Below are 15,002 nucleotides of genomic sequence, written 5' to 3'. Positions count from 1 at the left end.
TCCAAATTTATCTTAAATAATTGTATACCTATTTTAATAATAGTCTTTTTTATAAGTGTTATATACCAAACTGGTAGTTTGTAAGTGGTCTTTGTGGTCTTGTTGGTGTCTTATTTGCTAGGTAAAACTTATGAATTTAAGAACTCACTCAGCAACTTATCAACCTAAAGACTTACAAACTTAAGTTGCTGCAACGGCTAAGCAACCTTGCTGCCGCGCTTTTTCAGCAGTGCTGAAGCGACTATGCAGTAACATTGCCAAGGCTCTGCAAGAATTTAAGTTTGTAAGTCTTTGAGGTGATAAGCTCTTCCCTTCCAAAGGAAGAGAGGTTTTTTCGAGTTGACAAGCAGACTCATGTGATGTGGTATCATAGTATTGTTTCTCAAGCAAGATAATTGGATTCCGCTTCAATTTTTATATCTTTGCAGTATCAAAGATTATAATCAGACTGGAAAACATAGAGTTAGAAGAGGGTGAGATAGGATGGAAACCATAGACCAAGCTGTTCTGGAAAATCTTCGAAAAGGCAAGATGTATGCCCTTAAAACCGTGTACGATGCGTATAACGGATGGGTGTATAACTTCGTATTCTCACTTGTCAAAGACTCGTCTACGGCTCAGGATATTACGCACGATGTGTTTCTGCATATATGGAACAAGCGTATGAACATAGATGTCGACGGGAATTTTGAGGGCTATCTCTTCAGTGTTGCCCGGCATGCGGTGTACCATTATCTGCATCGGGAGCTGCTTCGACAGAATATTATGAATCGTCTGAAGCTAGAACGGCAAGGGCATGCGGCCTATATAGAGCGCGACATAGACCGTCATCTTGTGGAGGAACAGATATTAAAGTTAACTACTGAATTGCCCGAAGCACGCAGACAAGTCTTCATGCTCTATTGGAAATCGGACATGACTTATCGAGAGATAGCTGCACTTCTGTCTATCTCGGAGAAGACGGTGGCCACGCAGGTGCGTCGGGTATTGCACTTTTTGCAATCAAAACTCAAGTGATTTTTTTTCTATTTTTTGTAATCCTTTTCTTCATGTCGGTACTATATATAGATGTATTGACACCCTATACGTATGGCAAATAGACACATATACAATATATTATTAGAAAAACTAGTGAGGCATGAAGCCTCACAGGAAGAACGAGACAGGCTGGAAGAATGGCTCGATAATGATGAAAGGCAGGAGGAAACCGATGAGGCTGACCGCCGATTGTGGGCTTCTGTATCGCACGATATGGACGAGCAATGCAGTCGGGATGTGTGGGCTGCCATCCAAAACGATATGGATGAGGTTGACAAACCGCGCCGTAACATCCTCTTTACGCTAGGTAAGATAGCGGCATCAATACTGCTTCTGGTGGGCGTTGGATTGGCAACATATATATATGGTGTACGTTCGGCTACGCCCGACAGGCATGGTGAGGTGGCCGAGATGGTGGTCGACAACGGACAAAAGGCTCGGATGGTGCTGCCCGATGGTACGAAGGTGTGGCTCAATTCGGGTTCACGACTCACGTACAATGCCGATTACAATGTGGCCGAACGAATCGTGAAGCTCAATGGTGAGGCCTATTTTGAAGTGGCAAAGAATGCTGCCAAACGTTTTGTGGTATCTTGTAACGGTGTGAATGTGGAGGCCTTGGGTACTATCTTCAACGTGAAGGGCTATCATGGCGACTCTACCGTAACGGCATCGTTGGTAGAAGGTAAGGTGAAAGTGTCTGACAAGAGTGCCTCTTTGATATTGATGCCCAACCAACAAGTAAGCTACAATCATCGCACACACGCATTCCTGAAACAGCAGATAGACGATGTGCGCAACGTAGACTTCCGTCGTGGCGATAATCTATACTTCCGTTCGGTGACTTTGGCAGAACTCGCGAAAACATTGGAACGGCAATATGGTGTGAAAGTGGTGTTCAAATCGAATAGTCTTCGGAGTGTTACGTTTGCCGGAAGCATCAGTAATAACGGTCTCGACAGTGTACTCCATGTCATCGCTGCCACTTATCCTTTGAACTATGAACGGCAAGGAAATACGGTCGTGTTGAGTAAACGAAGAGATGAAGCTATATAGTCTAAATGTCTAAAACGTAGGAATACCATGAGAAGAAAGAAGAGAATAACGTCCGGATAATTGTTCGCCCCACAGGCAAATCGGCAATATATACATGAAAACTTGAATCATTTTTTAACCTTAGTGATATGAATCAAAGAATTAATAACCTAATCCGAATGAGTGCGATGGGCTTGTTGGCACTGTCAGTACAGTTAGGCCATGCCCAAATTACATTCAAAGCGCAGGATAAGACTATCCAGCAAGTGCTTCAGCAGTTAGAGCGTGAATCGGGCTACAACATCTTCTATAGTGAGCAGATGCCCGATTTAAACAAGACAGTATCGGTTTCGGCGAGTAACGACAAGATTGAAACCGTACTCAACCGACTTTTGAAAGGCACGGACATCGTGTATCGTATGGAGTCGAGCAAACAAATTGTGTTGACTAGACGTGCCCATCCAAGCACGCAACCTAGTAGAGGTAAGAAAATAACGGGTACGGTGGTCGATAGCAAAGGCGAACCGCTGATTGGCGTAACCGTGGCAGTCGATGGTACAACACAGGCCACGATAACCGATATAGACGGGCACTATCAATTGGAGGTGCCGGCCAATGCCACTTTGAAATATTCTTATGTAGGTTTTTCACCGGCCACCGTTCGTGTGGGAACGAAAAACACTTACAGTGTTACATTGCAGGAAGACCACAAAGTACTAGATGAAGTGGTGGTCGTAGGTTACGGTACGGCTACCAAGAAAGACCTTACCGGTGCTGTGGCAACGGTTAAAATGGACGACGCCTTGGGCAGTAGGCCGTTGACAAAAGCCTCTGATGCGCTTGTAGGAGCGGTGCCCGGACTGATGGCTTCGAGTGCCGGTAATGCTCCGGGAAAGAGCCGTTCGTTCCAAATTCGTGGTGCTTACTCCATCGGTTCCGGCTCTACCATTGCCCCATTGGTGCTGATAGACAACGTGGAAGGTTCTATCGATATGCTCAATCCCGAAGATATTGAGTCGGTGACAGTACTTAAGGATGCCGCTTCGGCAGCCATCTATGGTGCTCGTGCAGCCGGTGGTGTTATCCTCGTAACGACCAAACGTCCAAAGTCTGACACTCGTTTCCAAGTGAACTATAATAACAATGTGGCTTTCAGCAACGCCATCAACCTACCTCGGCAAGCCCCTTTGGCCGACTATTTGCAGACCTATGCCGATGCAGCCGGCGACCAATATTGGTCGTTGGGAGCCCCCAGTGTGAGTCGTTGGCAGGAACTTTTGAAGCAGTATAAGGCCAATCCGTCTTCTCTACAAACCTATGGAGACGGCATGTATAAGGACGAAAACGGTGCTATCTATTTCTTGAACGAGAAAGATTTGGTGAAGAATATGCTGGAGACAAGCTTCCAACACACGCATAATCTGTCGGTATCGGGTGGTACAAAGGCCGTGCGCTATCGCTTGTCATCGGGCTTTACTTCTCAAGATGGTGTGTTGATAACCAACAAGGATAAGTTCGTGCGTAAGAATATCAGTGCTTTTGTGTCGGCAGATGTGACCAAATGGTTCACTCAAGAGGCTAATTTCAGCTATGCACGCAGCAATAATTCTTTGCCTCAATCGGCATTAGGAGCTATTTATTCTACCCGTCTGTCGTCGTTTTATCCAGAAGGTAATATGCCCGCAGAGATAGAAGATATCAGCGCAGGAGCACCTTTCTTCACACCGGCTAACCAAATTCGTTGGTCTAATGCGTCGAATACGGAGAACAGTAATCCCCGAATATTCTTGCATTCGATACTCCGTCCGTTGAAGAACTTTGAAGTTAATGTAGAGTATACCTACGATCGTAGAGACTATGATTATTACTATTACACCGGTAAGAATAGCTATACGACCATACAAGGTGGGGTAGACACGACACCTACCAACGACTATTTGGAGAAGCAGAAGAGTACGACGAGCTATAATGCGTTGAATATTTACGGTACATACACGTTGAAGTTGACCGACCATCATTTCAAGTTCATGGCCGGATTCAATCAGGAATCGAGTAGTTATAACTATATGACATCTCACTCGTATGGTCAGGCTGTGCCCGAAGTTCCCTCACTTGGTGGTGGAACATCGACTTTGAAGATGAAGGACGGATACGATGAATACTCGGTACGAGGCGGTTTCTTCCGTGCGAACTACGACTATAAGAATCGTTATCTCTTCGAGGCTAATGGTCGATACGATGGTTCTTCCAAGTTCCCGAAGTCTTCTAGATTCAGCTTCTTCCCCTCTGTCTCTGCCGGATGGAATGTTGCTGAAGAGGAGTTTATGGCTCCTACGCGCAGTTGGCTAGACGGTTTGAAGCTCCGTGCATCATATGGTATGATTGGTAATCAGAATATTTCTACCTACGCGTTCATTCCTACCATGCCGATGAATAATAAATATAACGGATGGTTGGTGGGCGGAAACTACACCAGTGCCATCACGGATATTCCCTCATTGGTAAGTGCTAACTTCACTTGGGAGAAAGCTAAGACGCTCGATTTCGGTGTGGATGTTACGATGTTGAACAACCGTCTGACTGCTACTTTCGACTGGTATCAGCGCAATACCGACGGTATGCTTGCGCCGGGAATGCAATTGCCCGCCGTTGTTGGAGCCAAAGCTCCTTACGAAAATACCGCTGATATGCGTACACGTGGTTGGGATTTGTCGCTCAATTGGCGCGACAAGATTGGCCAATTCGGCTATCGTGTGGGCTTCAGTCTGTCTGATTACAACTCTGTCATCGTGAAGTATAACTCCAATGAGGCCAAGTTGCTGTCGAGTTATTATGAAGGTCAACAGCTCGGAGAGATTTGGGGATATGTGAACGATGGCTTCTATACTGCCGATGATTTCGTAGATACTAAGACGTTTGCATTGAAAGAGGGCGTTACTAAGATAGATGGATACAACCCACGACCGGGAGATTTCAAGTTTAAAAACCTGATGGACGACAATCAAACCACCAATGTGATAACATCGGGTGAGCAGACTTACGCCAATCCCGGCGATAGAAAGGTCATCGGAAACGACACTCCACGCTATGTATTCGGTATGAGTCTGGGTGCCAATTACAAGGGATTCGACCTCAGTGTGTTCTTGCAGGGTACGGCTAAGCGCGATGCTTGGTTGGCCAATACGCTGAATATTCCATTGTATGCCGACTATAAATTCGTACCATTATACGAAGGTTTGGCCGATTATTGGAAGCCGACAGATGCTGCCGGAGGCGATTATACACCTGTAAATGCCAATGCTAAGTTTGCAAGAATATATGGTAACTACGGCAATCAAAGCTCTAACTACCGCATACAAGATAAGTTCCTCTCCAATGCGGCTTATTTACGTATCAAGAACGTGACGCTTTCGTACACTTTCCCACGTACGCTGGTACAGCAATTGGCCCTCTCTCAGCTCAAAGCTTTTGTGAGTATAGAGAATCTAGCCACGTTTACCGGTCTTGTAAAAGGTATCGATCCGGAGACACTCTCGTGGAATTATCCAGCTTTCCGTACCATATCTTTCGGTGTGAACGTTACCTTATAGTATTTAACGATAAAAAGATTAAATCATGAAAAATATTCTATTATATACCAGTTTGTGCGCAGCATTGCTCTGTACAAGTTGCAACGACGACTTTTTAGAGAAGACGCCGAAGACCGATTTGACAGAGGAGAATGCACTACAGTCGTACGATAACTTCAAAGCATTTATGTGGCCGTGCTACAATATGTTCACCGATAATACGATAGGAACGTCGCTTGCCGTGTGGGGAGAGAACGGTCAATACCGCAGTGACATGAATGCCGGCTACATGGAGCGTAAGTATGAGAGCGGATTCAATAGCTATGCGTTCCAGAATATAGCCTCTGTGGCTTCGGGAAATGGCTGGGATTTCAGTTCCTATATACGCCGTATCAATATCATGTTGTCACATCTTGGCGATACAAAGATGACGCAAGCAGAGAAAGACCATTGGCGTGCTGTGGGCTATTTTTTCCATTCTTTCTGGTATATGGAGTTGATAGACCGTTTCGGTGATGTGCCTTGGGTGACGAAAGTGTTATCTTCCGGCGACTCCGAAGTGATGGGTGAGCGTATGAATAGAAAGGCGGTGGCCGACTCGGTGATGAACCGTTTGAAGTGGGCGGAGCAGCATATAGGCTCCTTCAAAGGGCGTGACGGTGATAATACCATTGATCAGAATTGTGTTCGTGCGGCTATCTCGCGTTTCGGTTTACGTGAAGGAACATGGCGAAAATACCATGAACTGGGCGAGTACGAATCTTACCTGAAAGAGAGTGTTCGTGCTTCCGAACTCTTGATGAAAGATTATCCCACGCTATATACGGGTGTCGATGGACAGCCGGCAGCCGGTTATGGTGAGATGTGGACCACTGACGACCTGAAAGGAGTGCCCGGAATCATCTTCTACAAGTCGTATATGCCGGACATGAATCCTCATAATATGTGTTACATCGAGCGTACATCATCTCACTATGTGGAGATGAATGCCAACACGGTGGGACTCTATCTGATGAAGAATGGCAAACCTATAGCCAATGCGACATCCGGTTTCCATGGCAATAAGACGATGTATGCCGAGTTCCGCGACCGCGATCCGCGCTTGTATCATACTGTGATTCCACCTTATAAGGTAGCTGCCGGCAAGGGAACGGAAGGTTATCGTACTTGGCATTTCACCGGTAATGCGGCCGATAGGGAGTATATCGACATCATGGGAATCAATGCAACGTGTAGCAATCCGGGCACAGGTATGAAGCGATTGCCCGACCAAAACTGGAGTGCAAGCCTTGTTCCGCAGATTCCACGACTTGGTACCGGCTCGTTTGTAACCTGTCGTTCGGGTTATTATGTGTGGAAGAACACCGATAACTGGGAACAGAACTTCAACCAAGGAAGTCTCAATGTGGCCGATAAACCAATCTTCAAGATAGAAGAAGTGTTGCTGAACGAGGCTGAGGCGAAGTTTGAATTGGGAACATTCACCCAAGAGGTAGCCGACAAAACCGTCAATCTGTTGAGGAAGAGAGCGGGTGTTGCAGCTATGACCGTAGCTGATATCAATGACAGCTTCGACCCTAATCGCGGCCGCTATTATCCGAAAGGCAATGCAACAGGTGTATTGGTAGATCCCGTATTGTGGGAGATTCGCCGTGAACGTATCGTTGAATTGATGGGCGAAGGATTCGGATTCTACGATGTTCGTCGCTGGCGTATGGCTCCATGGTTCCTCAATCGTCCGACGCTGGGTGTATGGGCGACGAAGAAAGAGGCCGCTGCTGCTCACCTGACGTTGTATAATCCCACGACAGGATTGTCGGATGGAACTAACGGAAGTATGACTGAGGGTAATGTATTCCTATTCAATGACCCAGTGAAAGAGGGTAAGGGATGGCTCGAAAAGTACTATCTGTACCAGATTCCAACCACGGAAATCGTGCTCAATCCAAACTTGAAGCAGAACGAAGGATGGGGGAATTAAGGGCAAACAGTATTGTTTGTAAACGAGACAAGCATAGGGAGACGGTGTATATACACCGTCTCTTCGTGCCTACCATAAGTACTTATGTCTGTTTGTAGGGGAGAATTGCATTCGCCTGATAGATAGGTATGGGGAGGTTTTGGGACTCAATTCAATAAAAAACAGTATTTTTGCAGAAGCATGAAAATATATAAAATGATGGAAATGAATAAAATGACGCTGGCCGTCGGGACTTTGTCGCTGGCAGCTGTGGTTCCTTCTTATGCTCGGAAGGTACAGAAACCGAATATTATCTACATCATGTGCGATGATATGGGGTATGGTGATTTGGGATGTTATGGACAACCTTACATCGCCACACCGAACATAGATGGTATGGCACGCGACGGTATGCGATTCACACAAGCGTATGCCGGGGCGCCGGTGAGCGCACCTTCGAGGGCCTGTTTTATGACCGGACAGCATGCCGGACATACCCTTGTACGTGGCAATAAGGAGTATTGGGCGGAGAGTGCAAGGGTGATGTATGGGCAAAATGAGGATTACAGTGTCGTGGGGCAGCAACCTTACGATCCCGACCATGTGATTATTCCGGAGATACTTCGAGCCAACGGTTATACCACGGGAATGTTTGGAAAATGGGCCGGAGGCTATGAAGGATCGGTTTCTACGCCCGATAAGCGCGGTGTGGACGAGTTTTTCGGCTATATCTGCCAGTTCCAAGCACATCTGTATTTCCCCAATTTCCTGAATAAGTATAGCAGGGAGGCGGGCGATACGGCTGTGTCGCGTGTGGTATTAGAGGATAATATACAGTATCCGATGTATGGTCGCGACTATCGGAAACGCCCACAATACTCGGCCGACTTGATACATCAAGAGGCTATGGCGTGGCTCGATAAGCAGCAGAAAGGGCGTCCTTTCTGTGGTATATTGACTTACACACTGCCTCATGCCGAGTTGGTACAACCCGACGATTCGCTTTTAGAGCGTTATGAGAAGAAGTTTTTCACAGATAAGACATGGGGCGGGAATCGCGGTTCGCGCTATAATGCTACCGAACACACGCATGCTCAGTTTGCAGCCATGATTAGTCGACTCGACAAATATGTGGGAGAAGTATTGGCAAAGTTGAAGGAGAAAGGACTCGAAGATAATACCATCGTTATCTTTACTTCTGATAACGGCCCTCATGAAGAGGGTGGTGCCGACCCAACATTCTTTGGTCGGGATGGCAAATTGCGCGGACTGAAACGGCAATGTTACGAGGGTGGCATTCGGATTCCGTTTATCGTGCGATGGCCGGGACATGTAAAAGCCGGGGAAGTGAGCGATGCAATGATAGCGTTCTACGACTTGATGCCTACGTTTTGCGACTTGGCCGGCGTAAAAGATTATAAGCGTCGATATGCCAATCGTGCAAAGAAGACGGATTACTTTGATGGTATCTCGTTCTTGCCTACGCTCTTGGGTGGCGAACAGAAGCTAAGACACTCCTATTTATATTGGGAGTTTTCGGAGACCAACCAAATGGCTCTGCGCATGGGAGAGTGGAAAATGGTAGTTATCAAGGGTGTTCCTCATCTTTATAACTTGTCTGCCGATATTCACGAAGACCATGATGTGGCAGCAGAGCATCCCGATATTGTGGATCAGATGAAGCGTATTATCCTCTCCGAGCACGTGGATAGTGAGGATTATCCGGTGACATTACCGAAGTAAAACAGTTCATCCCCTTCCCTCGTTTGTACCGAGAGAAGGGGATGAAGGTGTTAAAAGGAAGTTAGGGGGAGTTAATGGGAATTATGCCGATAAGCCATAATCTCGTAGCCCTTATTCTTCATCAAACGCTCTTCTTTTGAAGAACGAATGCCATAGCAAATGATTCCGACTTCATACTGGTGGGTAATGTTACGGTTACTTCGCCATTTTTGACCTTTGTTTTCAATGTTTTGCCGTTGGAAAGCAGTACGACTTTGCCTTTCGGTAAGTTACCTTTCCAGTGGATTTGAGACGGAAGCGTCTCACCATCGGCCAACGTATAGATTGCATAAAGCGTGCGCCCGTCCTTATTGGCGGTAAACCATACGTTGCCATCGTGGTAGTTGGGCGTGGTGACGGTGTTGTAGATAGCTTTTCCGTTGGCACGCATCCAGTTGCCAATCTTGTGCAATCGTTCTACAGCTTCGGGTTGGATAAGTCCTTCGGGAGTAGGGCCGACGCCGAGAACAAGGATTTCGGGCCTTGTTATGTGCGAGGAATCACCGAGGGTGAGCAAAATCCCAATGATAGTTGTGCGTGGTTGACCTACAGTGTGAACAAAGAAGACATTTGGGTGAGCCGTATTCAGTTGCCCGCACGTACGTGTTGGCAAGGACCAGTAGGCGATGATTTTGCCCAAACAGCACCGAGTGCGCCCATCAAGAATTGGAATATTTATCGCCCGAAATGGGCAGATGTGTACATAGATGAGGCTCATCAACTCTGTATGGTCGATTCCGACCGCTATGATTATGCACGTGCTATCCGCGTGTTTGAAGCTACAAAGCGTGTCAAGATAGCTTTCGATTACATGGTACAAGCAGAAAATGACGACCCGTTTGAGGTGGATGTGACCGATAGGCATGGCGATCGTGCCGTTAGCTTCTCATTCCATCGGGGGGAAATACGGATGGGTGGCGAAGTCGTTGGGCACTATCGTCCACAGACATGGGAGCATTTCTCGGTCACGGTATCGGCTCTTGGCACCGGGACATATATAATAGGTGGGACGCAATATGCCAATCTTCATGCCGTAGAAGCGGTCGAGCGACTCAGCCTACGTACCGGAAAGTGGCGTAATCTACCTAATCGACATACCCCCAATCAAGACAAATGCCCTCCTCTTGATGGCTGTGATGAGGCTACTGATGCTGCAAAATATTTGATAAAGGACGTGAAGATAGTTTCTGCTCTAGTGGAGTAAAGACATAGAAATGTTGAAAGAGGATGGGCGATTTGGGAACTATTGTATGGCTGGTACCATCACTTCCCGAGTTTTTCCATTTTTTCCAAACACAGTAAAGGTGTGACGTTGATTTTCCGCAAGCTTGTAATTCAAGAAGTCTTGGAAGGTAGGAATGGTACGACCGTCAATCTTTAAGATGATGTCTCCTTCGTGCAGACCGGCTTGATAGGCTGCACTTTTCTCGAAGATGAGTCCCACACAGGCTCTCCCCTGTAGCGGAACGAAGGCCACACCCATAGGTTTGTTGCCCACGTGCACGTTATCTTTCTTGTTATAAGGGCTGAATATGAGGCTTTACTTGTACGGATTGATAATGATGGAACCATATTTCAAGATACTCCCACCGATGCGCGAAGCCCCTTGGATGGTAATGGCTCGCACGTCGGTAAATGCAAACTCGTCCCATTTCAAGCGGTCGAGATGCAGAAATGCCACTTCGTCAAACTTCTCCGTACCATGTATTCCGATACTTTGTCGGCCTTGTGTGCGTCCTTCTACCTGTGATTCTACGTTCTTACTCTTATAAGCATGTCGGTCGAAACTTTCTTTGTTCATGGTGTAGAGTGGTTTAGCGCCAGTGTCGAATAGCACTTCGTCCACATGGCGTATAAACGGACTGATGAGAACGTAGGGCACAAACCATTTTAATTTGTACTTCATTCGGTATCCCGGCTCGCGCTCGAAGGCATGGCGATTGTCGGTTATAATAAGTTGTTTGTGCCGCACGTCTATCTTGGCACAAATGCCTTTGCTGAATAAGTCGAACCCTAGTATGGTATCGTAGTTGGCTTTGACGGGGCGGTTGGCAATCATCGAGGCCACATAACCCGACACTGTAAGCTGGCCAAGACGGAAGTCGGGCAGCTGAATCACTTTGACTGTGTCGGCTATACCGTTGGCATCGCGCGACACCACGTTTCCTAATTCTCGCCAATAATCTATAGGTGATTCAGGATACACTATGCCTTGGCCGCTTCCTGTGTCTAGGTTGAACCATCTACGTTGGCCATTCATCATGACGGGAACGTACACTTGCCCATCCTTATATTCTATATCGATGGTGTCGCAGAAATCTTTTTTCGACAGTTGAAAGTCGGTTTTGTAGCCACGAATTTGGCAGAGTGCCGGCAGCATTGTGGCAAAAAGAAGTATGATAAAAGCGATTTTTCGCATGTAGTATACTTTGGTTGATAGGCCAAAGATACACTTTTTCTTGTAAAGTAATGTACTATGTAGGCGAATAGAATTCGTACATACGTATAAGGTACTATTTTGAGCTGCAAAGAAAGGGGATGTTATTTTTAGCCGGAGAAATATTCTTCTTTCATTTTTCCAGTTTTTATTTTGTTATCAAATGTATGTTGTTTCAGAAAATTGATTAACTTTGCCGGTAGAAAATATATCAAATTTCTATTATCATGAACTTTTGGAAAAAGACTTTTGTATTTAGTCTGTTGTTCTGCATGCCAATATTGATGCAGGCTGTGAATGAAAAACCGTTTACCGTACCCGAATTGAAGACGTGGAAAGGTACTGAAGGGGTGTTTACTCCTACACGTATTACGTATGAGAAAGGTGATGCCATGATGCTTGAAACGCTACAACGCTTTGCCGATGATTATGCTACGATGTTTGGACAGCACTTGCCTATCGTGAAAGGGAAAGCCAAGAAAGGCGATATTGCGTTCGCGGTGAAAGCCAAGAAAGGCGCCAATGTGGAGAGTTATACCATGACTATCGGTGAGTCGGCTAAGGTAGTGGCTCCTTCTAATAAAGGATTGTTTTGGGCGACACGTACGATTCTGCAAATTGCGGAACAAAGTGTGGCGCATACATTGCCTTGTGGTGCGTTGATGGATAGTCCTGATTACGCAGTTCGTGGCTTTATGCTTGACTGCGGTCGTAAGTTCTTCCCCATGCGTTCGTTGCGGCAGTATGTGCGATTGATGTCATACTATAAGATGAATACTTTCCATATACATTTGACGGACTGTGGTTTTAAGCAGTTTTTTGATAATGATTGGATGAAGACACAGGCTGCTTTCAGATTGGAGTGCGATACATATCCCGGACTGACAGCGCGTGATGGATTCTATACTAAGAAAGAGTTTATAGAGTTGCAGAAGTATGCCGACAGTCTAGGTGTGGAGATAATCCCGGAAATCGACGTGCCGGCTCACTCATTGGCTATCACGAAATATCGTCCCGATTTGGCTAGCAAAGAGTATGGTATGGATCATCTTGATTTGTTCAACCCTGATACTTATACATTCTTGGATGCTCTGTTCAAGGAATATATAGAGGGGCCAAATCCTGTGTTTCGCAGCAAATGGGTGCACATCGGTACCGATGAGTATTCTAACAAGACTGCCGAACTGCGCGAGAAATTCCGCTATTTCACCGATAGATATATCCGTTATGTAGAGAGTTTCGGTAAGAAGGCTATGGTTTGGGGACAACAAACCCACGCTTATGGGAAGACTCCAATCAAGGTAAAAGATGTGATGATGCAGTCGTGGTCTAATGATTATGCAAAACCTGACGAGATGATGAAGTTAGGTTATGATATTATCAGTATTCCTGATAGAGATGTTTACATAGTTCCGAAGGCTGGTTACTATTATGATTACCTAGAGAATGAGCGACTCTATAAAGAATGGACGCCGGCCAATATCAATGGAGCGGTGTTCCCGGAACGCTATCCGCAGATTAAAGGTGGTATGTTTGCCGTATGGAATGATATTGTTGGCAATGGTGTAGGATTGCAAGATGTTTATCATCGTGTATTGCCTTCTATGCAAGCACTAGCTACCAAAATGTGGACGGGGGCGAAACCGACATTCTCTTATGCCGAGTTTAAGGATAAATGCCAAGGATTGAGTGAGGCAGTGGGGCAGAATGTGCTTGGTAAGCATGGTGCAGATTTCGCATTGCAGTTGGCTCAAGTGACACCCGGACAGGAAACAGGTGTTGAGCAAATGGGATGGAATTACCGTGTGGAATTCGATATAGATGCTTGTCCGGAGGCTCCCGGAACAGTATTGTTTGAGTCTCCTGAGGCAAAATTCTATCTGGCTGATCCTGCTAGTGGGTTCCTTGGATTCAGTCGCGACGGTTATCTGTATAACTTTGGTGTGAACCTTTATCCCGGTGAGAAAGCTCATGTAGCCATCGAAGGTACGTCTGAAAATACAGTACTCTACCTGAATGGCAAGAAAGTAAGTAGCTTGGATGTGAAGAAAGTCAACTTCGGTAAGCGTGGAGATATGTACTATCTGCGTACGCTTGTATTCCCATTACAGAAAGCCGGACAGTTCAAGAGTGTGATAACCAATCTGAAAGTAGGCTATCTGAAGGCTGGGGAAACAAAATAATGTAAATATGACGGAATTCCAGAAGATGCGGTCGGAGCAGTTATACGACTTTTCCGATACAGAGATATTGGCTAGTTTGACGCATGCGAAAGAGATATGCGCTCGATTGCAGACGCTGACTCTTGATAGTGAAGAGTATCGTGATCTGATTCAAGACCTGATTCCCGGAATTCCGAATGACTCTACCGTATGCCCGCCATTCCACTGTGACCATGGCAACGGCATACGGATGGGGCATCATGTGTTTGTTAATTACAATTGTGTGGTACTCGATGGAGCCACTGTGACATTTGAAGACCATGTGAAAGTTGGGCCTGCTTGCCAGTTCTACACGCCGCAACACCCGATGGATTATGTGGCTCGTAGGAAGTCGCAAGAGACATCTCATCCCATTGTAATAGGTGAAGATACTTGGTTAGGGGGTGGAGTGATAGTTCTACCCGGTGTGAAGATAGGTAAAAGATGTATTATCGGAGCCGGTTCGGTAGTTGTGCACGATATTCCGGACGACTCGTTGGCTGTAGGAAATCCATGTGAAGTAAAACGTAGTTTGCTGTAGTGAGGTATGAAATTGATACTTGATAAGCAAGAGAAATAGAAATGTTATATATATAATAAGGTGAAAATAAAGTCACTTTGTTGGTTTTGTCAAAAAGCTAGAAAAATGATATTAATTTCTAAACTTTTTCTTCAAAACATTTGGTTGGTATTCTAAATCTTATTACTTTTGCATCCGCTTACGAGAACAACGCTTACGGCAAGTTCTTGAGAGTACATAAGAAATCGTTCTTTGAAAAGATTTACATAAACAGATAAGTAGTACAAGAGTCGACTCTTTGCTTGTTTTATACAGGTAATAGAGTTGGGTAAAAGAAACGAACCGTCGAAATAAGATTCGAAATAGGTGTTCTTTAGACATTAATAAGTTTATCGTACGAGCAAAGGATATAAAGCTTCTATTTTAGAAGCAAATCAAAATTTTACAATGTAGAGTTTGA

Annotated in this window: 11 protein-coding genes; 8 read left to right on the top strand and 3 right to left on the bottom strand. The window is 45.6% G+C overall.

The window, feature by feature from the left end; all coding sequences use genetic code 11:
- The first annotated feature begins 483 nt into the window (after positions 1-483).
- From AC1EK4_RS10285 to AC1EK4_RS10265, 5 genes are all read left to right on the top strand, one after another.
- Positions 484-1,017: an RNA polymerase sigma factor gene (locus AC1EK4_RS10285; protein WP_036900388.1), complete on the top strand. Its 534-nt coding sequence runs from the start codon at positions 484-486 to the stop codon at positions 1,015-1,017.
- A 72-nt stretch (positions 1,018-1,089) separates the two neighbouring features.
- Positions 1,090-2,094 carry a FecR family protein gene (locus AC1EK4_RS10280; RefSeq protein ID WP_480358176.1) on the top strand — a complete coding sequence of 335 codons (1,005 nt, stop codon included), beginning with the start codon at positions 1,090-1,092 and terminating at the stop codon, positions 2,092-2,094.
- A gap of 128 nt (positions 2,095-2,222) precedes the next feature.
- Positions 2,223-5,663: a TonB-dependent receptor gene (locus AC1EK4_RS10275; RefSeq protein ID WP_480358174.1), complete on the top strand. Its 3,441-nt coding sequence runs from the start codon at positions 2,223-2,225 to the stop codon at positions 5,661-5,663.
- A gap of 25 nt (positions 5,664-5,688) precedes the next feature.
- A complete protein-coding gene (locus tag AC1EK4_RS10270) occupies positions 5,689-7,623 on the top strand; it encodes a RagB/SusD family nutrient uptake outer membrane protein (protein ID WP_062434995.1) in 1,935 nt (644 codons plus the stop codon).
- Between the two features lie 204 nt (positions 7,624-7,827).
- Positions 7,828-9,345: an arylsulfatase gene (locus AC1EK4_RS10265; protein WP_062435030.1), complete on the top strand. Its 1,518-nt coding sequence runs from the start codon at positions 7,828-7,830 to the stop codon at positions 9,343-9,345.
- A 121-nt stretch (positions 9,346-9,466) separates the two neighbouring features.
- Here the strand turns inward: AC1EK4_RS10265 and AC1EK4_RS10260 are convergent, their stop codons facing one another.
- Positions 9,467-9,901 carry an alpha-L-fucosidase gene (locus tag AC1EK4_RS10260; protein ID WP_480358172.1) on the bottom strand — a complete coding sequence of 145 codons (435 nt, stop codon included), beginning with the start codon at positions 9,899-9,901 and terminating at the stop codon, positions 9,467-9,469.
- A 36-nt stretch (positions 9,902-9,937) separates the two neighbouring features.
- Between AC1EK4_RS10260 and AC1EK4_RS10255 the strand changes: the two genes are divergently transcribed.
- Positions 9,938-10,588, top strand: coding sequence for a Kelch repeat-containing protein (locus AC1EK4_RS10255; protein ID WP_480358170.1), 651 nt, complete (start codon positions 9,938-9,940; stop codon positions 10,586-10,588).
- A 39-nt stretch (positions 10,589-10,627) separates the two neighbouring features.
- Here the strand turns inward: AC1EK4_RS10255 and AC1EK4_RS10250 are convergent, their stop codons facing one another.
- Entirely contained in the window at positions 10,628-10,882 is a 255-nt protein-coding gene (locus AC1EK4_RS10250; RefSeq protein ID WP_156431090.1) for a PDZ domain-containing protein, read from the bottom strand.
- A 42-nt stretch (positions 10,883-10,924) separates the two neighbouring features.
- Positions 10,925-11,803: a retropepsin-like aspartic protease gene (locus AC1EK4_RS10245; RefSeq protein ID WP_156431089.1), complete on the bottom strand. Its 879-nt coding sequence runs from the start codon at positions 11,801-11,803 to the stop codon at positions 10,925-10,927.
- A 245-nt stretch (positions 11,804-12,048) separates the two neighbouring features.
- On the opposite strand from AC1EK4_RS10245, the gene AC1EK4_RS10240 reads away from it, so the two are divergent.
- Complete coding sequence (locus tag AC1EK4_RS10240; protein WP_082721752.1) at positions 12,049-14,004, top strand: family 20 glycosylhydrolase; 1,956 nt, start codon at positions 12,049-12,051, stop codon at positions 14,002-14,004.
- A gap of 7 nt (positions 14,005-14,011) precedes the next feature.
- A complete protein-coding gene (locus AC1EK4_RS10235) occupies positions 14,012-14,563 on the top strand; it encodes a sugar O-acetyltransferase (protein ID WP_480358168.1) in 552 nt (183 codons plus the stop codon).
- Positions 14,564-15,002: the final 439 nt, after the last annotated feature.

It is taken from the genome of Prevotella sp. C0026C3 (genome assembly GCF_056590795.1).
This window is presented reverse-complemented; position numbering and strand designations above follow the sequence as displayed.